Annotated in this window: 19 protein-coding genes and 1 riboswitch; of the genes, 11 read left to right on the forward strand and 8 right to left on the reverse strand. The window is 49.4% G+C overall.

Annotated features, from left to right (window positions below; all coding sequences use genetic code 11):
• Positions 1 to 197 precede the first annotated feature (197 nt).
• Positions 198 to 1,400, forward strand: a complete 1,203-nt coding sequence (locus HU175_RS02960; RefSeq protein WP_176565165.1) for a hypothetical protein — start codon at positions 198 to 200, stop codon at positions 1,398 to 1,400.
• Positions 1,400 to 2,317, forward strand: a complete 918-nt coding sequence (locus HU175_RS02965; RefSeq protein ID WP_176565166.1) for a PfkB family carbohydrate kinase — start codon at positions 1,400 to 1,402, stop codon at positions 2,315 to 2,317. Before HU175_RS02960 ends, HU175_RS02965 begins: the two co-directional genes overlap by 1 nt.
• A 57-nt stretch (positions 2,318 to 2,374) precedes the next feature.
• Here the strand turns inward: HU175_RS02965 and HU175_RS02970 are convergent, their stop codons facing one another.
• Both HU175_RS02970 and HU175_RS02975 read right to left on the reverse strand, forming a co-directional pair.
• Complete coding sequence (locus HU175_RS02970; protein ID WP_176565167.1) at positions 2,375 to 2,935, reverse strand: TIGR00730 family Rossman fold protein; 561 nt, start codon at positions 2,933 to 2,935, stop codon at positions 2,375 to 2,377.
• Positions 2,936 to 2,949: 14 nt separating this feature from the next.
• Positions 2,950 to 4,332 (reverse strand): UDP-N-acetylmuramate--L-alanine ligase, encoded by a 1,383-nt coding sequence (locus HU175_RS02975; protein ID WP_176565168.1) that lies wholly within the window; start codon positions 4,330 to 4,332, stop codon positions 2,950 to 2,952.
• A gap of 301 nt (positions 4,333 to 4,633) precedes the next feature.
• On the opposite strand from HU175_RS02975, the gene HU175_RS02980 reads away from it, so the two are divergent.
• Together HU175_RS02980 and HU175_RS24930 are read left to right on the forward strand one after the other, a co-directional pair.
• Positions 4,634 to 6,112 (forward strand): arginine decarboxylase, encoded by a 1,479-nt coding sequence (locus HU175_RS02980; RefSeq protein ID WP_176565169.1) that lies wholly within the window; start codon positions 4,634 to 4,636, stop codon positions 6,110 to 6,112.
• A 141-nt stretch (positions 6,113 to 6,253) separates the two neighbouring features.
• Complete coding sequence (locus tag HU175_RS24930) at positions 6,254 to 6,385, forward strand: hypothetical protein (RefSeq protein ID WP_255433107.1); 132 nt, start codon at positions 6,254 to 6,256, stop codon at positions 6,383 to 6,385.
• Positions 6,386 to 6,458: 73 nt separating this feature from the next.
• Here the strand turns inward: HU175_RS24930 and HU175_RS02985 are convergent, their stop codons facing one another.
• Complete coding sequence (locus HU175_RS02985; protein ID WP_176565170.1) at positions 6,459 to 7,733, reverse strand: Glu/Leu/Phe/Val family dehydrogenase; 1,275 nt, start codon at positions 7,731 to 7,733, stop codon at positions 6,459 to 6,461.
• A gap of 331 nt (positions 7,734 to 8,064) precedes the next feature.
• On the opposite strand from HU175_RS02985, the gene HU175_RS02990 reads away from it, so the two are divergent.
• The 5 genes from HU175_RS02990 to HU175_RS03010 all read left to right on the forward strand — a co-directional run bounded on the left by HU175_RS02990 (position 8,065) and on the right by HU175_RS03010 (position 10,906).
• Positions 8,065 to 8,451, forward strand: coding sequence for a TraR/DksA family transcriptional regulator (locus HU175_RS02990; RefSeq protein WP_176565171.1), 387 nt, complete (start codon positions 8,065 to 8,067; stop codon positions 8,449 to 8,451).
• A 270-nt stretch (positions 8,452 to 8,721) separates the two neighbouring features.
• The gene (locus HU175_RS02995) at positions 8,722 to 9,147 is read left to right on the forward strand and encodes a phage holin family protein (RefSeq protein ID WP_176565172.1); all 426 of its coding nucleotides are present in this window, start codon (positions 8,722 to 8,724) and stop codon (positions 9,145 to 9,147) included.
• Between the two features lie 79 nt (positions 9,148 to 9,226).
• Positions 9,227 to 9,754 (forward strand): hypothetical protein, encoded by a 528-nt coding sequence (locus tag HU175_RS03000; protein ID WP_176565173.1) that lies wholly within the window; start codon positions 9,227 to 9,229, stop codon positions 9,752 to 9,754.
• Complete coding sequence (locus HU175_RS03005; RefSeq protein ID WP_228724304.1) at positions 9,732 to 10,484, forward strand: geranylgeranylglyceryl/heptaprenylglyceryl phosphate synthase; 753 nt, start codon at positions 9,732 to 9,734, stop codon at positions 10,482 to 10,484. The genes HU175_RS03000 and HU175_RS03005 overlap by 23 nt, the downstream gene beginning before the upstream one ends.
• Positions 10,481 to 10,906 (forward strand): energy transducer TonB, encoded by a 426-nt coding sequence (locus HU175_RS03010; RefSeq protein ID WP_176565175.1) that lies wholly within the window; start codon positions 10,481 to 10,483, stop codon positions 10,904 to 10,906. The genes HU175_RS03005 and HU175_RS03010 overlap by 4 nt, the downstream gene beginning before the upstream one ends.
• Before the next feature lie 74 nt (positions 10,907 to 10,980).
• Here the strand turns inward: HU175_RS03010 and HU175_RS03015 are convergent, their stop codons facing one another.
• The 3 genes from HU175_RS03015 to HU175_RS03025 all read right to left on the reverse strand — a co-directional run bounded on the left by HU175_RS03015 (position 10,981) and on the right by HU175_RS03025 (position 13,775).
• Complete coding sequence (locus tag HU175_RS03015; RefSeq protein WP_176565176.1) at positions 10,981 to 11,907, reverse strand: helix-turn-helix domain-containing protein; 927 nt, start codon at positions 11,905 to 11,907, stop codon at positions 10,981 to 10,983.
• A 171-nt stretch (positions 11,908 to 12,078) separates the two neighbouring features.
• Positions 12,079 to 13,248, reverse strand: coding sequence for an acyl-CoA dehydrogenase (locus HU175_RS03020; RefSeq protein ID WP_176565177.1), 1,170 nt, complete (start codon positions 13,246 to 13,248; stop codon positions 12,079 to 12,081).
• A gap of 104 nt (positions 13,249 to 13,352) precedes the next feature.
• A complete protein-coding gene (locus tag HU175_RS03025) occupies positions 13,353 to 13,775 on the reverse strand; it encodes a MaoC family dehydratase (RefSeq protein ID WP_176565178.1) in 423 nt (140 codons plus the stop codon).
• 31 nt (positions 13,776 to 13,806) lie between these two features.
• Between HU175_RS03025 and HU175_RS03030 the strand changes: the two genes are divergently transcribed.
• The gene (locus tag HU175_RS03030; RefSeq protein WP_176565179.1) at positions 13,807 to 14,658 is read left to right on the forward strand and encodes an alpha/beta fold hydrolase; all 852 of its coding nucleotides are present in this window, start codon (positions 13,807 to 13,809) and stop codon (positions 14,656 to 14,658) included.
• Here the strand turns inward: HU175_RS03030 and HU175_RS03035 are convergent.
• Positions 14,602 to 15,273: a TVP38/TMEM64 family protein gene (locus HU175_RS03035; protein WP_228724305.1), complete on the reverse strand. Its 672-nt coding sequence runs from the start codon at positions 15,271 to 15,273 to the stop codon at positions 14,602 to 14,604. The genes HU175_RS03030 and HU175_RS03035 overlap by 57 nt on opposite strands.
• Positions 15,274 to 15,330: 57 nt before the next feature.
• On the opposite strand from HU175_RS03035, the gene HU175_RS03040 reads away from it, so the two are divergent.
• Positions 15,331 to 16,470, forward strand: coding sequence for a cystathionine gamma-synthase (locus HU175_RS03040; protein ID WP_176565181.1), 1,140 nt, complete (start codon positions 15,331 to 15,333; stop codon positions 16,468 to 16,470).
• A 37-nt stretch (positions 16,471 to 16,507) separates the two neighbouring features.
• Here HU175_RS03040 and HU175_RS03045 read toward each other — a convergent pair whose 3' ends face one another.
• A complete protein-coding gene (locus tag HU175_RS03045) occupies positions 16,508 to 18,904 on the reverse strand; it encodes a TonB-dependent receptor (protein ID WP_228724306.1) in 2,397 nt (798 codons plus the stop codon).
• 63 nt (positions 18,905 to 18,967) lie between these two features.
• A riboswitch (TPP riboswitch) is annotated at positions 18,968 to 19,064 on the reverse strand.
• Between the last annotated feature and the right edge of the window lie 91 nt (positions 19,065 to 19,155).

Below are 19,155 nucleotides of genomic sequence, written 5' to 3' on the forward strand. Positions count from 1 at the left end.
TTCCGGCAGATAACGTACCAGTTTTACCGGAACGTACCTCCTTTCTTGCGCCAACAAAAGTAAGCTGCAAAACGTCTGCAAATCTACACATTGTCGACTGGAAAATGGTACCCGCTTCCTGGGCTCAATCTGGGTGGCCCGGCCCTTTTACGTATATTCGCCTTTTGTTTTCAGAATTGACCCGCTCAGGTTCGGCCATGCAGCTAGTGGAAGTGGGCAGTAGTGCCCAATATCAGAAAGAATTTATCCAGTTTCCCGTGCGGCTCTACCGCAACGATTCGAATTGGATTCGGCCGCTGGATGCCGACGTAGAAGAAGTTTTCGATCCGGCACGTAATAAGCGTTTCGAAAACGGCGAATGTGTTCGGTACTTGCTGCTGGACGATAAGCAGAAAACCGTTGGCCGGATTGCGGTTTTCGTGGACTACGCCATCAGCACGCTCGACAACGATCAACCTACGGGTGGTGTTGGATTTTTTGAGTGCATTGACGACCAAACGGCCGCTTTTATGCTGTTTGACGCCGGGAAAGCCTGGTTACAGCAACGGGGGCAGGAAGCCATGGATGGTCCAATCAACTTTGGTGACCGCGATCGCTGGTGGGGGCTGCTAGTCGACGGGTTCGACCGCGAACCCAACTACTGCATGCCGTACACGAAGCCGTACTACATTGCATTCTTCGAAAATTACGGCTTTCAAGATTATTTTAAGCAGTTTACGTTCGGAATTCCCACCACCTGGTCGAAGCTGGTCGATATGTCGCAGGCGGTGAAAGACCGGGCACAACGTATCTACCAGAATCCGGACTATAGCTTCCGGACAATTGACAAAAAGGACTTACCCGCTGCGGCCGAGCAGTTTCGGCATATTTACAATGCCGCCTGGGGTGGCCACAGCGGTGTTCATGAAATGTCGGCCGAGCAGGCGCAGTTGCTCATGAAAAAGCTAAAGCCGGTTCTCGATGAGAAGATCATCTACTTCGCTTATTACCAGGGCGAGCCGGTGGCTTTTTTCGTTTGCCTACCCGAACTCAATCAGGTATTCAAGCACGTGAATGGCAAACTAGACCTGATCGGCAAGCTGAAATTCCTGTGGCACATGGTCATGAAGACCAACCACAAGGCGTTTGGCGTTGTGTTTGGTGTAGCGCCCGAGCATCAGGGTAAGGGCGTAGAAGCGGCCATTGCCCTACGGATGCCCCATGAGGCCGATCATAATCCTAATTTTCAATACACCGAACTGGAGATGAACTGGGTGGGTGATTTTAATCCCATCATGGTTCGGTTTGTGAGCCAATTGGGGTCGAAAATCGTAAAAACTCACATTACGTATCGCAAACTGTTCGACGAGACAAAACCGTTTAAACGCTGCCCCGTCATTGGGCGTAAAAAAGACAAATAATGAGCTTATTAACTGTTGGCTCCGTCGCCTTCGACGCGCTGGAAACCCCCTTCGGCAAAACCGATAAAATCATTGGTGGTGCTGCTACGTACATTACACTATCAGCGTCGTATTTCACGGATGAAAACAACCTGGTTGCTGTTGTGGGTGATGATTTCCCACAGAGCATGATCAATGATCTTCAGCAGCATGGTATTAATACCGATGGGCTGGAAATTCGGAAGGGCGAAAAAACGTTTTTCTGGTCGGGAAAATACCACAACGACATGAACACCCGCGATACGGTGGATGTGCAGTTGAACGTAATGGAAAATTTCGACCCGATTATTCCGGAGTCGTATCAGGGTTGTACATACCTGATGCTGGGCAACACCGCCCCGGCCATTCAGCGGACGGTTATTGAGCGAATGACTACGCGGCCTAAGCTGATCGTACTCGATACGATGAATCTCTGGATCGATATCGCCAATGCCGATCTGATGACGCTACTGCCGCTGGTTGACGTATTAGTCGTGAACGACGAAGAAGCCCGGCAGCTGACCAAAGAATACGCGCTGGTAAAAGCGGCCGCTAAAATTCGGGAGATGGGGCCTAAGACGGTCATTATCAAAAAAGGTGAACACGGTGCATTATTGTTCCAGGACAAATTGGTATTCTTTGCTCCGGCTCTCCCGCTCGAAGAAGTATTTGATCCGACCGGCGCAGGCGATACGTTTGCGGGTGGTTTTATCGGCTACCTAGCCAAAACAGATGATATTTCCTTCGATAATATGAAACGTGCGATCATTTATGGATCGGCAATGGCGTCCTTCTGTGTAGAAAAGTTCGGTACCGAGCGGATCATGAACCTGAGCCAGGACGAGATCCAGGCGCGGGTTAGTGAGTTCGTGAAGCTATCGGCGTTTGGACTGCAGTAACAGACATTTTTGCAACGAAAAAGGCTCTCGCTGAACGTGAGAGCCTTTTTCGTTTTCTTAATACGCGCTTTCCCAGAAATCAGCGATCTGTTCCAGTACTTGATCAACCGACTCAGCTACCAGCAGTAGCTCCCGGTTTTCGGCTTTGAGAAAACCATCGGCTACCATACGGTCTAATTGCTGAAGCATCAGGTCGTAGAAACCATTCGTATTAATGATCGCGACCGGTCCGTCGTAGATTTTCAATTGCCGCCAGGCCAGAATTTCGAACAGTTCATCGAGCGTGCCGTAGCCGCCGGGCAGGGCAATCACGCCCCGCGCCAGCTGCACCATTTTGTATTTCCGTTCGTGCATAGTCTCCACAAAGTGAATCTCCGTGAGCGTTTTGTGCGCCACTTCGAGATCGGCCAGGAAGTTAGGAATAACGCCCGTTACCTCCCCACCATTTTGCAGAACGCCGTCGGCAACGTTTCCCATTAGACCAAAACCACCTCCGCCGTAGATCAGCCGGATGTTCCGGGCGGCCATTTTTTCGCCCAGTTCAGTCGCGACCTGGTTATAAACTGGATTGACGCCCACGCTGGACGCGCAGTACACCACAAGACTTTGAGTTGCCACAATTGTATTGGTTATCAGCCGAGTAACTGGCTGGCTAGTTCGTTAATATCTATACCTCCAAACGAGCCGGAACTCATCAGCAGAAACACGTCGGCCGTTGAACGCTGGTCGATCAGGTAGGTCTGTAGTTCGGCTATGTCCGTGAATACGCGCAGGTTTTTGTGCGCAAACGCTTCGTTAACATCCGACGCCGTAATCTCGACCGGATGCCCGTTGCTGTTTACGTACACAACGGCACTATCGGCTGGGTTCAGTGTACCTTCGTACTCACCCAGGAACGATTTGCTCAGGCTGCTGTACGTATGCAGTTCCACAACGGCCAGTAATCGCTGCTGCGCATACTGCTTCCGAACGGCTTCCGTCACGGCTTCTACCTTGGCGGGCGCGTGAGCCGCATCCCGCAGAATAGTACGCCTGTCTGATTCCGCAATCTTCTCCATTCGCTGTGTAACTCCTACAAACGACGGAATGGCTTCGTAAAATTGATCCTCGGTCAGACCCAGCCGATCGCAGACGGCCATTGCCCCGGCAATGTTTTTCATGTTATGCTCCCCAAAGACTGACACCGGGATCCGGCGGGATGGCACACCACTGCGTTTTTTGGTAATCAAATACGTCTGCCCGTCGACAACCTCACTGGGATGTGCCTGATACGGTATTTTCGTAATATCAGTTCGGTCCTTCTGGCCGATAACATCCAGCATGTTGTCGGACTCGTCGAAGATCAGGATACCGGCTTTAGGCATATCTTCAGCCAGTTGTTCAAAAGGCTCGACATACGCATCCCAGGTTGGATATAAGTTGACGTGGTCCCAGGCAATGCCATTGATCAGGGCAATGTGGGGTTTATAGTTCAGGAACTTAGGCGTAGGATCGATCGGCGATGAGTACACATCGTCGCCTTCAATAATGACAACGGGCGCAACCAGTCCGTTCGGCCCCGCCGATAGTCGAACTGTTCCCGGCAAACCCGCCACCGGCTCGCCCACCAGAAAATCGAACAAACGATTATGGTACTGCATAACATGCAGAATCATGGCCGTTACAGTTGTTTTTCCGTGGCTACCCGTAATGACAACCCGCTGCTTCTGCTGACTTTGCTGATAAATGAAATCGGGGTAGGAATAAATTGGTAAGCCTAGTTCCTGCGCCCGTAGCAATTCCGGATTATCCGGACGGGCATGCATGCCGACAATAACCATATCGGCCTGATTTACTTTCTCCGGAAACCAGCCTAATTCTGCCGGCAGCAGACCGTGCTTCTGCAGCTGGGTTCGGGATGGGTCGTAGATAACATCGTCGGAGCCGGTAACGATATATCCCTGTTTCTGAAGCGCCAGTGCGAGACTATGCATAGCACTACCGCCAATGGCAATGAAGTGGATGGCCTGGGACATTATAAGATAAATTCGGTGTCGGGTGGCAAAAGTAGGCGTTCTTTTTGGTTTGACGGCCACCCCTTACCAAAGGGAAACCAACAGCGCCAACGTTAGTTTGGGCAGATAGGCCGCAGACTCCAATTCATGGACAAGTCTGTTGTTCTCCCAATGTAAAATTTATAAGTACTCCGAATCAAACCCCCTTCTTTTTCGTTCACTAACTTATGAAAAGGCTTTCCTTGTAAAGCCCGAGGATAGGCACCAAATTCGCGCCTGTTTTTGATCGCACAAACCCCTTTTTTACGCGTCAACCATAGGGATGAAGACATACTATGATCTGATTGACCAGACATTCGAATTCCCAACCCGGGAGTTCAATGTGGAAAACAACGAACTGATGTTCAACAATGTCCCGCTGATGGATATTGTCAAGCAGTACGGTACCCCTCTCAAACTCACTTACCTGCCGAAGATTACGGAGCATATCGAGCACGCCAAGCTACTGTTCCGGAATGCTATGAAGCGGTATAATTACAAGGGGTCCTATACGTACTGCTATTGTACGAAGTCGTCGCACTTCCGGTTTGTACTCGAAGAGGCTCTGAAAAATAATATTCATCTGGAAACGTCATCGGCTTATGACATCCCCATTTTGCGGGAGCTGTACAAGCTCGGCAAGATTTCCAAGAGCACCTACATCATCTGCAACGGCTATAAACGGCCGCTCTACACGCAGTACATCAGCGAGTTGATCAATGAAGGTTTTTCGAATTGCATCCCGGTGCTCGATAACCTTAAAGAGATTGAGGCTTACGAAAATAGCATTACGGCCGATTCCGTCAACTTCGGTATCCGTATTGCCACAGACGAAGAACCAAATTTTGCGTTTTACACCTCCCGGTTGGGTATCCGTTACAGCGACATCAATGAACTGTACCGCACTAAAATTCAGCCCAATGAGAAGTTTAAGCTGAAAATGCTGCACTTTTTCATCAATACGGGAATTAAAGATAGTGCCTACTACTGGAGTGAACTGAGTCGCTTCATGTATAAGTACTGCGAACTACGGAAGATCTGCCCGGATCTGGATTCGATCGATATTGGTGGTGGCATGCCTATCCAGACGTCGTTCCAGTTCACCTACGACTACCAGGCCATGATCGACCAGATTGTGGAAAGTATTCAGTGGATCTGCAACAAGAACAACGTGCCAGTACCGCATATTTTCACCGAATTTGGTTCGTATACGGTTGGCGAAAGTGGTGCGGTTATCTACAAAGTAATCGACCAGAAACTCCAGAACGACAAAGAGTTGTGGTACATGATTGACGGCTCATTCATTACGCAGCTCCCCGACTCATGGGGCCTGGGCCAGAAATACATCATGCTGTCGGTTAATAACTGGGATAATCCATACCAGAAAGTGAACCTGGGCGGCCTCACCTGCGACTCGCACGATTTCTATAACACCGAGCCGCACAGTGCTGATTTATACCTGCCTATTTTCGATCAGGACGCCGAGGATCAGTACGTAGGTTTGTTCCATACGGGTGCCTATCAGGAATCGCTGGGTGGCTATGGTGGTATTCAGCACTGCCTGGTACCTGCCCCCCAGCACGTCATCGTCGACAAGGATGAACACGGCAACCTGCGTACGCGCCTGTTTGCGCCGGAGCAAAACAGCGAGGTAATGCTGAAGATTCTGGGCTATGGTGATGCAGAGCCCGGCATGACCGAACTGGAAGCAACAGAAGCCGCTGAAGAACGCGAGGAAGAAGCCGAACTGGCCAAGGAATAAGACTAACTCTATTGAGATGGCGTAGTTTTTGCACCATCATTACTGTATAAAGTGGTTGAATAGACGTACGTTTCTATCAGTCAGATCGTTATCTGGTTATAGTCGCATACCTAGTCAACCACTAAACAAGCTAACGTATTCATGAAAAAATTACTGATCTTATCGGTTGCGCTGGCGACGCTTTCGCTGGGTGCCTGTTCGCGTCGGAGCAACTGCCCGGCATATGGTTCTGTGCTGAAGCCAGTTCCAGCAGCAACGCAGGTTCGTGCTTAACCAAAGTCGTATTTACAAGAAGGGCCGACACGTATTGCGTGTCGGCCCTTCTTCTTTTTGACAATTCGGCTTCTTAATAGCCACCCCGGAATTTATAGGTGCTGGCTACTTTATCAATAGCAACGATATAGGCTGCTAACCGAAGGGGCACCTGGTACCGTTGTGACGTATCGAACACGCGATCAAAGGCATCTTTCATAACCCGGTCAGCCCGGCGATTGATCCGGTCCAGCGTCCATTTGTAGCCAATCCGGTTCTGTACCCATTCAAAATAGGAAACCGTAACACCACCCGCATTCGCCAGAATATCGGGCACCACCAGAATACCCTTGCTGTTGATGATCTCATCGGCGCTGGCTGAGGTTGGTCCATTGGCCCCTTCCACAATCATTTTTGCCTGGATCGAAGCGGCATTGTCTTCCGTAATGACGTCCTCTTTCGCAGCTGGCACCAGTACGTCGACCGGCAGCGAGAGTAGTTCCTCATTTGAAATTTTTTCGGCTCCGGCAAAGCCTTCCAGCGAGCCTTTGTTCCCATTTCGATAAGCTACCGCAGCCGTAATGTCAATACCGTTCGAATTATAATACCCGCCCGAAATATCGCTGACGGCAACGACCGTGACGCCCCGTTCGTGGAGCAGTTCGGCTGCAAACGAGCCTACGTTACCAAATCCCTGGATAGCGGCCGTCGTTTTGTACGGGTTCATCCGCAATTTATCCATGGCTGACAGAGCCGCTACCGTAACCCCCCGGCCTGTAGCTTCCGTGCGGCCCAGCGAGCCACCCAGTACCAACGGTTTGCCCGTTACGACGCTGTTTACGGTCATGCCTTTCGATTTGGAGTATTCGTCCACGATCCACGCCATTTCACGGGGACCGGTCCCCATATCGGGTGCCGGAATATCGCGGTCCGGGCCAATTACATCGAGCATGGCTACGGTGTACTGGCGAATCAACCGCTCGATCTCACCCGCTGACATCTCACGGGGGTTGCAGGCAATACCGCCTTTAGCGCCACCGTATGGGATATCAACGACGGCGCATTTCCAGGTCATCCAGGCTGCCAGCGCCCGTACTTCGTCGAGGTGTACACCAGGATCAAGCCGGATACCACCCTTTGCCGGTCCCAGAATGTTGGAGTGAATAACGCGGTATCCTTCAAAAACTTTGATGCTACCGTTATCCATTGTAACGGGCAGGCCGACAATTACTTGGCGGGCTGGCACTTTGAGAATATCATACATTTCTGCTGATATACCCAGCAAGTGGGCAGCCGCATCGAATCGGGACATCATCGATTCGAGTGGATTCTCTTTATCTTTTATCGGAGCTGGTTCAATATAAGCCATGGCTATGTGTTACTTAACCTATTAAAAACCAATTTCTTGGCGAAGTGTGTTGCAAAATTAACAAATCAGCACCATTCCTAATATAAGTCTATTTTATCTCCAATTAGTTTAAATTATTAATTAGATTAATTTATACGTTCATTTTTTGGTACGCCAAATACTTGCCAAAAAGTAATCACTAAAACCAAATATTTATTGGTAAAAATAGAATTTGACAATTTGATAAAAATTTAAAAAAGGTTTGTTCCCCCAACACAATTATTGAAATACCGGTGACAATCCTTTAATTTTGTGTGTAATACGTACACACTGTAAAAGCAAACCTTAGGCGATGGTGAAAGAAGAGAAAAAAAGATACTCTGAGGAAGATCTAAAAGAGTTTGAGGAGCTTATCAGTCAAAAGCTGGATGCTACCCGGAGTGAACTGAATTACATCAAAGAAACACTCAGCAAGCGCAACGACAGTGGTACGGATAATACGTCCGGCAATTCAAAACTTCTGGAAGACGGCGCTGATACCAGTGAGCGAGAAAACCTCAATCAATTAGCAGCCCGGCTGCAGAAGTTCATTCAACAGCTGGACGCAGCTATGGTACGTATCAAAAACGGGACCTACGGCATTTGCAAAGACACAGGAAAGCTTATTCCCAAAGAGCGGCTTCGCGCGGTCCCACACACACAGCAAACGATTGAAGCTAAACTTCGGCAGTCTAACTAAGTGTCCCGGTTATTTCTTACCCTTTCCCGACTGATCTATGTGATGTAATCTATACTGCACATTCCAGCCCTTGTTTTGTTTTACGTTTAGCAAGCGACCGATTCGGTTATTTACCGGATCGGTCGCTTTTTTGTCAGTAAGTTTCTAATAGCCAAGTCGGCCAGCCTATTGGCAGATGGGTATGCACTGTAGGATTTTTTGTGTTTTTAAAAACAAACACGCTGTTTTCTAGTAAATATCGCAGGGATACTTTTTTTGATAAGCACAATCATGCTAGAACATTTAGAGGAGATTCGGGAAAATATATTTCGTTATCTGGAAGCGCGTATCGAACTGTTCACACTGGAAACTCGCAGCAAGATCGAAGAAGGCGTTGTTGTCGGGATTCACGGCATCGTACTGGCGCTTCTGGGTAGCATGACAATGATTTTTCTGTTTAGCCTCCTGGCCGCTTATCTGAATGAGGTGACCAACAGCCGCTATCTAGGCTTTCTGATTGTAGCATTGTTCTTCCTGCTGACGACTATCCTATGGTTTGCTGCCAAAAACTTTTTTAAGGCCAAAATTCGGGTGATTGCTTACAGCACTATGAAGAAAAGCCAGGAAAAGAAAGAAGAAGAAAAACGGGACGCTATTCGGGATCTGCAGGATCAGAACCGTTCCCTAATAAACCCAGATCCGACGATTAACCCATAAGCTAGCCTGCCTGCAAGCTTACTATCAACAATCAGCGGACTTGTCTGTACCGTGAAACTAATACGTAGAAAATAACAACATGGAAGACCCTAAAATACTATTTGCTGACACAACCGAGCGACGTGCCCAATTAATGGCTGCAACCGAACGGTTTAAATCATCAATTACGGATGGAGTAGACACGATTAAAGAAGATGCCTCAGAGGTTGGCAAGACTGTTGCGTTTGTAGCGGGTGTCAGTTTAGCCGTATATTTGGTTGTCAATGCTGTTCTGCCTAAATCTGCCGAGTACCGCTACGCTGAGAAATACGGCGAGCCCGACGAAGCGGATTACGACTATGATGAGTACGATGAAGACGCCCCCAACACGGCTCCTTCAACTCACAAAGCTGTGAAGCGGCAAGCAGATAAGACCCAGAAATCAGCGGCCGCGAGTGGTTTGATCGGTGGTCTGATTACGTCAGTACTAACGAACATTGCCCGCGAACAGCTGACCAGCTTTATAGCCCGCATCCGTCAAAATAATGCCGTCAACCCAGCCGCGAGCCCAACAGAATATCACGAGTCAGCGCCCACACAGCCTGTTGACTATACTCCGGGAGCATAAGCTGTCGGGAAAAAAAGCACTTGCTGTCCTGCTTGACCCAGATAAGGTGGAGCAGGACAGTCTTGTTAAGTTACTTCATCGCACCAACGATTACCCTATCGATGCCTTTCTGGTTGGAGGCAGTCTGGTCACCGATTATAGTCACCAGGAAGTCATTGCCACCATTCGAGAGCATTCGGCAAAACCCGTCGTTCTTTTTCCGGGTAATCCCCTACACATTGATCCCTCGGCCGATTCACTACTTCTCCTGTCGCTTATTTCCGGTCGTAATCCCGAATTTTTAATTGGACAGCACGTTATTGCAGCTCCACTCCTGAAAAAAAGCGGCCTTGAAATCCTGCCAACGGGCTACATGCTGGTCGACAGCGGTACACAAACAACTGTTTCCTACATCAGCAACACAACTCCGTTGCCCCACGACAAACCGGGCGTAGCTGCCTGTACGGCTATGGCGGGTGAAATGCTGGGTTTAAAACTCATCTACCTCGATGCAGGTAGCGGAGCACGTCGTCCGGTGTCACCGGAAATGATTGCGGCCGTCCGGTCCGTTGTTGACACACCCATCATCGTCGGTGGCGGCATTAATTCCGGCGAAAAAGCCTATGAGGCCCTGAAAGCTGGCGCCGACATGATCGTTGTTGGAAATGGGCTGGAAAAAGATCCCGACCTGTTGCCCGAACTATCGAACGTAGTACAGCAACTCAATCAATCTGTTGTTCAAACGTCATGAAACTTCTCTTTTCTTTTCTCCTGATCAGCGCCTGCGGCTTGTCGTTATGTTCTACCTCATACGCACAGGCACGCAAAGAAATGGTGTATACCGTGGCCGAACGACAGCCTGAGTTTCCGGGTGGGCAAATGGCTCTGACTCAATACCTGGCTCAGAACATCAAATATCCCGGCTCGCTGATTCGTAAGAACCGAAATGCTGATCCGGTTGATGCCAAATTTATTATTGACAAAGACGGAACCGTGCGTGACGTACGGGTGGTGACAAAATCGATTGATAAATCGACTCAGAAGGGCATGGAAGCTTTTATGAAGACTGTAATCAACGCCGTTGAGAAAATGCCGCGCTGGCGTCCGGGCGAAGTGAACAATGAACCCGTTGCCGTTTTTTATACGCTTCCCATCACGGTAAATTTACAGTAGGGACTACGTTCCTAAACTCAGAGAGCCAGCGGGTTTGACCTCGCTGGCTCTCTGAGTTTAGGGCTGACTATGCCTTATACATTCATCAGCGACTCCCGACGGCGCATTTTACCGGCTGGAATACCAAACATCATTTTGAAACGACGGCAGAAGTAAGCCGTGTCTTTGTAACCAACTTCGGCCCCGATTGCCCGAATACTTTTCTTACTCGTCCGTAGCAGACCTACAGCGGCTTCCATACGCTGGTATTCGATATAATCCTGTGGATTGATACCAGTCAACATTTTGAAATACTGTCCGACGTAATCTTCCGATACGTTCGCTACGTTCGCCAGCACCTTGTTCGACAAATCACCGCCCAGGTTGTCTTTGATGTAAGCGAAAATATCGATCAGACGTGGGTCTTTAAAATAGGTACTGTTCGTTACCAACTGCTCAACGAACAGTCGGTTTTTCAGAATATACCGGACAACTTCAATGACGATCTCTTCCGTTTTGATCTTAATGATCCGGCCTTTACCTGCCAGGTCGGTCATTTCTTCGGCCAGAATCTGGTTGATGGTAATCGCCAGATGATCCTCCTGTTTGATAATGAATGGCGGTACGTCGAGCGAGTTGAAGAAGTTTACGGAGTCAAATACTTTGGCTTCGAATGACACATACCCAAACGAATCCGACAGTTTGCCGATTAGTTTAGGGTCGTGATTACCTTCCCAGTAGGCTTCCCGGTGCGTCATGAATTCTTCATTCGACACCATTTTCGACGTTCCCGGATCGCCGTATGTAACGGTTACGTGTTTTCCGCCGGGAATGAACAGCATATCCCCTACGTCGACACTGATCCGCTCATCGCCAATTGATACTTCACCGTTGTAAAGAATCAGCAGCGTGTTCTCGACATCGTAGAAGTTTTTAATCGTAATCGGTTGTAGAATTCGAATGTTACGGGCCTTGATAAACTTAACGCCCAGTGATTCGATGATTTTATTGTAGTCTTCCATAGTCGAAAGAAGTATGTCCTAATGTTGTTGCCCCCTTAAAGTTGTACAAAACTAATAATTTGTACAAAACTAATACAACATTAAAAGTTCGAAAAACATAAAAAAAAGCACATTTTTGGATTGAAGACGCTTTTTAGGTTCCAAATAATTATATTTTACTAAGAAAACTACTTACTTAATCAGTTCGCGGGCTATAACTAGTTTTTGTATTTCTGACGTACCTTCATAAATCTGGGTGATTTTCGCGTCGCGCATGAGCCGCTCCACGTGAAATTCTTTTACATAACCATAGCCTCCGTGAATCTGCACGGCTTCGGTTGTTGCCCACATCGCTATGTCCGACGCAAATAGTTTGGCCATGGCTGCTGCCTGCACATAATCCTTATGTTCGTCTTTCAGTCGGGCGGCTTTGTAAACAAGCAGCCGGGCGGCCTCGATCCGGGTGGCCATATCGGCCAGTTTGAACTGAATAGCCTGATGATCAAAAATTTGTTTTCCGAACGATTTCCGTTCCTGGCTGTATTTCAGGGCTAGTTCGTAAGCTCCGGCGGCAATACCAAGCGCCTGAGCAGCAATGCCGATCCGCCCACCGTTTAGCGTCGTCATCGCGAACTTGAAACCAAAGCCATCGTCGCCAATACGATTCTCTTTGGGCACTTTCACATCCGTAAAGAGCAACGAGTGGGTATCCGACGCCCGAATACCCATTTTATCCTCTTTCTTGCCGACCACAAAGCCCGGCGTTTCTTTTTCCACGATCAGGCAGTTAATGCCGCGGTGTTTTTTCTCCCGGTCCGTCTGGGCAATAACCAGGCAAATGCTTGACGACCCGCCGTTGGTGATCCAGTTTTTGGTTCCGTTCACCAGATAGTAATCGCCCTTGTCCTCTGCCGTTGTCGACTGAGACGTAGCATCCGACCCTGCTTCTGGTTCTGATAGACAAAAAGCACCTATTACCTCACCCGTTGCCAATGGGACCAGATATTTTTGTTTTTGCTCTTCAGTACCATACGCTTCCAGCCCAAAGCAAACCAGCGAGTTATTGACCGACATAATTACCGCAGCCGATGGGTCAATTTTCGATAGTTCCTCCAGCGCCAGCACGTATGAAACCGTATCGAGACCACTACCGCCGTACTCAGGCGGCACCATCATTCCCATAAACCCTAGTTCGCCCATCCGTCTGACCTGTTCTGCTGGAAAACGGGCGGCATTATCGCGGTCAATAACACCCGGTAGGAGCTCACTATGGGCAAAATCGCGGGCAGCTTCCTGCACCGCCCGGTGCTCTTCCGACAAATTGAAATTTAACCCCTGTAACTCCATTCCTGTCGTTGCCATATGGTTTCAGAAAATACTCGTGTTGCTCACTAAAATAAAAAAAGTCAAACAGTATGCACGCATACTATTTGACTTTCCTGAAAATTAGTCGTCTGATCTTACACTTATTCAAACAGCAGTACGAGTAGCTCGGCAACACAGGCAGGTTTTTGCTCGCCTTCCACCTCGAAGGCACATTCGATTACAGCTCGTACGCCGTTTGTGTCTTCGTTATCATTTTGCGGCTCGGCGTGGTGCAGCCAAGCTTTCAATCGTAACTGACTGCCAACAGTCACGGCTTCATGGAAGCGAATTTTGTTAGCGCCATAGGTTACCATCGACGTAACCGATTCAATGTTAATGAGTTGATCGAGCAGCTTGGGGGCCAGTGCCAACGTCAGAAAATTATAAGCACCCGCTTGTGTGGGTTCGCCCGTTACCAAGGCGAACTGGTCAATCATTTCCTGAGTAATTGGCATGTAGCCGGTTTCGCCGAGCGGTTGCCCAGCCTGCGCGAAAAATTCAGCCAGAGTGGCGAAGGTTTGCATGAGTCGTTGAGTTTTATGCAACTTTACCGGTATGACCGGAGCCGATGCTGTTTACTATTTTTCGTTTGGGCATTACCGAATCGCATACCGAATTTTTGGTAACGGCCCAGCTTCATTGCTGGCTTTTCACGGGTTTGGTCAGACGAGCCGCGTTTACTGGTCACTACAGAAAGCGGTTGGTAATCGGTATACAGTCTACGCCTTTGATCTGCCTCATCATGGAAATAGCCAATCAAGCATTGATCAACTACTAACTAAAACGGACTGGGAAAGGTTAGTAAGCGATTTTCTACGGGCGCACTCTATAAAGCAGTTTGCCTTAATGGGATTTAGTCTGGGCGGCCGCTTTGCCCTGATAACAGCAGAGCTGTTTTCAGACTGGATTACAGATTTATATCTGATTGCTCCTGACGGCATTGTTCGCAATCATTGGTATGACCTGGCTACCAGATCAGCTATTGGCAGGAGCCTGTTTTGTTACGTCCTGCGGCATCTATCGGTTCTAACAAATCTGGGGCACGGTCTGACCAGAATGGGGCTTCTGAACCGAACGTTTATGCGCTTTGTGGAGCACTCAATCAGTACGCCAGGCCAACGGCAGCTGGTGTACCAGGTCTGGACGCAAACCCGGCTTATCTGGCCAGCCATCGACGAGTTGGGTGCGGCTTTAGCAAAACGCACTGTACCGGTTTGGATATTTCTGGGCGCGTTCGACCGGATAATTCCAGGATACTACGTCCGCCCGTTGTTTCGTCTTCTGACAACGTACCAGTTAACGATTTTCAGGAGCGGACACAACCGGCTGATTGAATTAACCGCCGGCGAGCTAGCGAAGCGCCCGGCGCACTACCTGCCACAGCCCGGCAATGGACACAACGATTAGCCCAATAACGACTACCTGTGTCCAGAGACTACTGTTCGGATTATCCAGCAGCGTGCGTATTTCGTGGGCCTCGTGACCCGACCAGACAGCCAGCAACGAACGGGGCGTCATCCCCAGGAAGCCGCCCAGCAGAATGTTTTTAAGCCGCGCACCCGATAGCGCGAATAAAAGATTGGTCAGACCAAAGGGCAGAATGGGTGAGAGTTTGGCGAAAAATATCACCTCAAGCTCCTTCCCCCGAATCCGATCCAGTACCGACTGCGCTTTGGGATTACGACGCAGGAATTTGAGAAATCGGTCGTGGTCAATCCAGTGGACCAGTAAATTGATCAGTAGAATTCCTCCCAGGTTGATGATGAAGATGGGCAGCACCGCATTCCACCCCAGAAAATAACCGAAGATGAGCGCCAGAATAGTGGGCGGGGTCAAAGCCGCCGATGTGATGGTGCACACTAACGTAATCAGTGCCCACTCCCAACCCGTAAATTCAGCAATGAATTTCTCGTAAACAACCGCATAGTAAGTCAGCACCGACGTAAAGACGACGGGTGTTATGGATAGTAATACGCCCGCAATGGCTGGGCCCGTGATTTTAGATCGTATATAAGGGTTCACTACGTAACAAACCTCAAAAGGCCTGATGTTGTTGATGGCCATTTACTACCTTCGGGCATGAAATTCGGAACAAAAGCCATTCACGCGGGGATCGAACCGGACCCAACAACGGGCGCCATCATGACGCCTATTTACCAAACGTCAACCTACGTTCAGGAATCGCCGGGTAAGCATAAAGGCTATGAATACGCTCGGACGCAGAACCCTACGCGAACCGTGTTGCAAAATAACCTGGCTGCGCTCGAAAACGGCAAACATGGAATTTGTTATGCGTCGGGACTGGGTGCTACCGACGCCATTCTTAAACTCTTCAAACCCGGCGATGAAATTATTGCCAGTAGCGACCTCTACGGCGGCACATACCGGATTATGGTGCGGGTTTTCCAGGAGTTTGGCCTGACCTTTAAATTTATCAGCTTAGACGACCCAGCCAATCTGGAAGCGGCCATTACGCCCGCGACGAAAATGGTCTGGATTGAAACGCCAACAAACCCACTCCTTCGGTTGGTTGATATTACGGCTATTGCTGTGATCACGAAACAGCGTGGCATCCGGCTCGTTGTCGATAATACGTTTGCTTCGCCTTATTTACAAAACCCACTCGATCTGGGCGCTGATATCGTGGTGCACTCGGCAACTAAGTACCTCGGTGGCCACTCCGATACGGTTATGGGCGCTATTGTCTTGAATGACGATGAGATAGCCAAGCGATTGGAATTTATTCAAAATGCCTGTGGTGCCGTACCGGGCCCGCAGGATTGTTTCCTGGTATTGCGAGGTATCAAAACACTGCACGTCCGGATGCAGCGCCACGGTGAGAACGCCCTCCAGGTAGCTCAATACCTGGCGCAGCATCCTAAGGTGGGTCAGGTTTATTATCCAGGTCTGACCGACCATCCGGGACACGAGCTGGCGAAGCGGCAGATGCGCGGTTTCGGCGGCATGCTCTCCTTCGAACTCAAAGGCGATTCCATGCCCGAAGCGGTTCGGGTGATGGAGAGTTTCCACGTATTCTCCCTGGGTGAATCGCTAGGAGGGGTCGAATCCCTTTGCACGCACCCCGCCAGCATGACCCATGCCAGTATTCCGAAAGAAGAGCGGGAAAAGAACGGATTGAAGGACACCCTGATCCGGCTCAGCGTCGGTATTGAGGACATAGCAGATTTAATCCAGGATCTGGAACAGGCAATCGGATAACAAAAAAGGGTCGGCGCAAACCGACCCTTTTTATTGATTAAAATCGTACCCTCACCCCTGCCAGGAAGTTTCGTCCGGCCTGTGGATAGTAGCCATTGTCGGCTCGTACGGCTCCTTCTGAAATGTAGGCATACGTATATCCATTCGACTCGTACAACTCATTGAAGACATTGTTGAACAGCAACGTAAACGTAATTTCCTGCGCAAATTTCGGTTTCAGCGAGTAAATCAGTCGGATGTCATTGGTGAAATACGAATCCAGTTTCCGGCTTTCATTCGACGTATTGTCCAGATATTGCTTGCCTACATATTTCGACAGCAAGCTTAACTCAAGCCCTTTCACCGGTGTGTACATCAGCTGGGAACCACTGATTACGTTGGGCGAAAAGGCAATATCTGTCTTGCTGTACTGCCGTGCTTCCTGGAGCCCGTTGTCGAAATTGTCGAGGTACTCCGTGAAATTCCGAATTTTGTTCTGGCTGAACGTGGCGTTCAGATTCCATTGCAGTTGATTCGTCAGACGCGCCCCGGCTTCTAGTTCGACACCGGCCCGGTAGCTGCTCGGTACGTTCACCCGATTATAAGCGCCAACGTCGTTCAACTGACCCGACAATACGAGCTGGTTCCGGTAGTTCATGTAATACGCGTTTGCCGTAAACGCCAGCCGGGTAGTTTGCAGTTTGTAGCCTGCTTCGTAATCGATCAGAGCCTCTGCTCTAGGGCGACTTACGGGAGTTGATTGTGTATAATCATCCCGGTTTGGTTCGCGGTGGCCAACCCCAACCGACGCATACACCGAATTTTGATCGTTGAGTGTGTACGTCAGACCAGCTTTAGGATTAAAAAATGTCAGGTTGGCATCCTGCTGTACGTTCTGTAGCTGACTGTTGAAACCCAGGAACGAGTAATCAATGCGCCGAACCTGCAGGTCGGCGTAGGCGTTGAGTTTCGATGTGAACTGATAGAACGCTTTGGCATACAGATTAAAATCCGTTTTGGTAGCGTCGTCATTGTAGTATCGATCCCGGATGTTCGTGTTTCCGGCAACCCGCGCCCAGATGATTTCGCCGAAGTGAGCGCCTTTATACTGGTTCCAGCCCCCACCAATGTTCATTGTCAGCTTTTTAAAGCTGTTAAAGTCGAGCGAAAATACACTGCCGTAAAAGTCATTATCCAGCCAGCGACGGCGGATAATGTCCGTCCGCGTGATGACCGAATCGCCGATCACGACGTTGGGCAGACCATAATTGCTGTACCGGTCATTCGGGCGATACTGCTCGTAATACCCCCGCCCTTTCGTGTAAAAGGCCGACACATTCAGTCGCCAGTTTCGGCTCAGCTCGTGCGACGTAATGAGCTGGTAGTTATCCTGTTGATAGTTATCCGTTTCGTTGTCGTACGTATAGACATTGTATGTCCGGTTGGTACGTAGTAAATCTGCGGGTACTCCACCCCACGATTGGTAAGTCTGCTCCTGCCCGGAGAAAACATTCAGCCGGAAAAAGCTTTTCTTGGTGTAGTAGCCACCGGAGATATAGAACGATTTCAGATCCGAGAAAGCCCGATCGACGTAGCCATCCGAATAAATTTTGGACAGGCGGGCATCAAGTACGAAATGGTTATTGAGCAGACCCGTTCCGGCTAGTACGTTCACTTTTCGGGTACCGAACGAACCCGCCGAGACATTTGCTTCGGCATACGGCTTTTCCTGAAGCTGGTTTGTCTGAATGTTCAGCGAAGCACCGAACGCGCCGGCCCCGTTCGTCGACGTACCAACGCCCCGCTGAATCTGAATACTACTCACCGACGACGCAAAGTCGGGCATATTCACGAAGAAGGTTCCCTGCGACTCAGCGTCGTTGTACGGAATTCCGTTCAGCGTTACGTTTACCCGCGTGGCATCCGATCCCCGAATCCGGATGCCTGTGTAACCCACGCCAGCACCCGCATCGGAGGTAGTAACAATAGAAGGCGTGAAATTGAGCAGCTGCGGAATATCCTGTCCTAAGTTAAGCTTGTTCAGATCCCGGCGCGATACGTTCGTGTAGGCAATCGCTGACTTCTGATCGGCCCGGGTAGCGCTCACCGTTACTTCATCCACAACAACGGCGGTCCTCTGAAGGCGTATCGAGATGGTTTCGTTCTGCGTTGGTTGCAGCTCTCTGATTTGGGGCTCGTAGCCCAGGAGCGAAACTCGTAAAGACAAAGGTCCCGACGGTACGTTAGTTAACTGAAACGTACCATCTGTCTTTGTGAAGGTGCCTTTGTAAGTCCCTTCAATGGTAATGGCCGCGCCGGGTAAGGTCTCGGCTCCGTCGGCGTCAACCACAGAACCTGAAATTGTAAACTGCGCCCATGCGGGTAGCACTGACAGCCAACACAGGGCTGCCAACAGATAAAAGCGGTTATACCGCCCAATCATCGGTTTTTTCATTGCGAAAAAAACATGATGATAGGCCAAGGGGCCAAACCTACCTTTTGGTTGTCAAAAAGTTAGTATACATGAACTCCGTTTCCCTTCGCCGGCATTACCCGGATCAGGTTCAATGGGTATAATCTCAGCCCGTCGTTTTAGGGCACCCCTTAGAAGATTAGCGGCACAAATCTACACCATTTCTAAAAACAAGATCATTGATGTGTCGTTAATTAATCTAAGTTGCATGAAAGCCGATTGATACGAGCACA

Origin of the sequence: Spirosoma sp. KUDC1026 (assembly GCF_013375035.1) — a bacterium.
Taxonomy (GTDB): Bacteria; Bacteroidota; Bacteroidia; order Cytophagales; family Spirosomataceae; genus Spirosoma.

Coding starts and splice junctions, on each gene's coding strand:
- HU175_RS03015 (WP_176565176.1), bottom strand. CDS start 11,907: ATGGAAGACTACAATAAAATCATCGAATCACTGGGCGTTAAGTTTATC.
- HU175_RS03045 (WP_228724306.1), bottom strand. CDS start 18,904: ATGAAAAAACCGATGATTGGGCGGTATAACCGCTTTTATCTGTTGGCA.
- HU175_RS02965 (WP_176565166.1), top strand. CDS start 1,400: ATGAGCTTATTAACTGTTGGCTCCGTCGCCTTCGACGCGCTGGAAACC.
- HU175_RS02990 (WP_176565171.1), top strand. CDS start 8,065: ATGGTGAAAGAAGAGAAAAAAAGATACTCTGAGGAAGATCTAAAAGAG.
- HU175_RS03030 (WP_176565179.1), top strand. CDS start 13,807: ATGACCGGAGCCGATGCTGTTTACTATTTTTCGTTTGGGCATTACCGA.
- HU175_RS02995 (WP_176565172.1), top strand. CDS start 8,722: ATGCTAGAACATTTAGAGGAGATTCGGGAAAATATATTTCGTTATCTG.
- HU175_RS02985 (WP_176565170.1), bottom strand. CDS start 7,733: ATGGCTTATATTGAACCAGCTCCGATAAAAGATAAAGAGAATCCACTC.
- HU175_RS03020 (WP_176565177.1), bottom strand. CDS start 13,248: ATGGCAACGACAGGAATGGAGTTACAGGGGTTAAATTTCAATTTGTCG.
- HU175_RS03000 (WP_176565173.1), top strand. CDS start 9,227: ATGGAAGACCCTAAAATACTATTTGCTGACACAACCGAGCGACGTGCC.
- HU175_RS03010 (WP_176565175.1), top strand. CDS start 10,481: ATGAAACTTCTCTTTTCTTTTCTCCTGATCAGCGCCTGCGGCTTGTCG.
- HU175_RS02975 (WP_176565168.1), bottom strand. CDS start 4,332: ATGTCCCAGGCCATCCACTTCATTGCCATTGGCGGTAGTGCTATGCAT.
- HU175_RS24930 (WP_255433107.1), top strand. CDS start 6,254: ATGAAAAAATTACTGATCTTATCGGTTGCGCTGGCGACGCTTTCGCTG.
- HU175_RS03040 (WP_176565181.1), top strand. CDS start 15,331: ATGAAATTCGGAACAAAAGCCATTCACGCGGGGATCGAACCGGACCCA.
- HU175_RS02960 (WP_176565165.1), top strand. CDS start 198: ATGCAGCTAGTGGAAGTGGGCAGTAGTGCCCAATATCAGAAAGAATTT.
- HU175_RS03025 (WP_176565178.1), bottom strand. CDS start 13,775: ATGCAAACCTTCGCCACTCTGGCTGAATTTTTCGCGCAGGCTGGGCAA.
- HU175_RS02980 (WP_176565169.1), top strand. CDS start 4,634: ATGAAGACATACTATGATCTGATTGACCAGACATTCGAATTCCCAACC.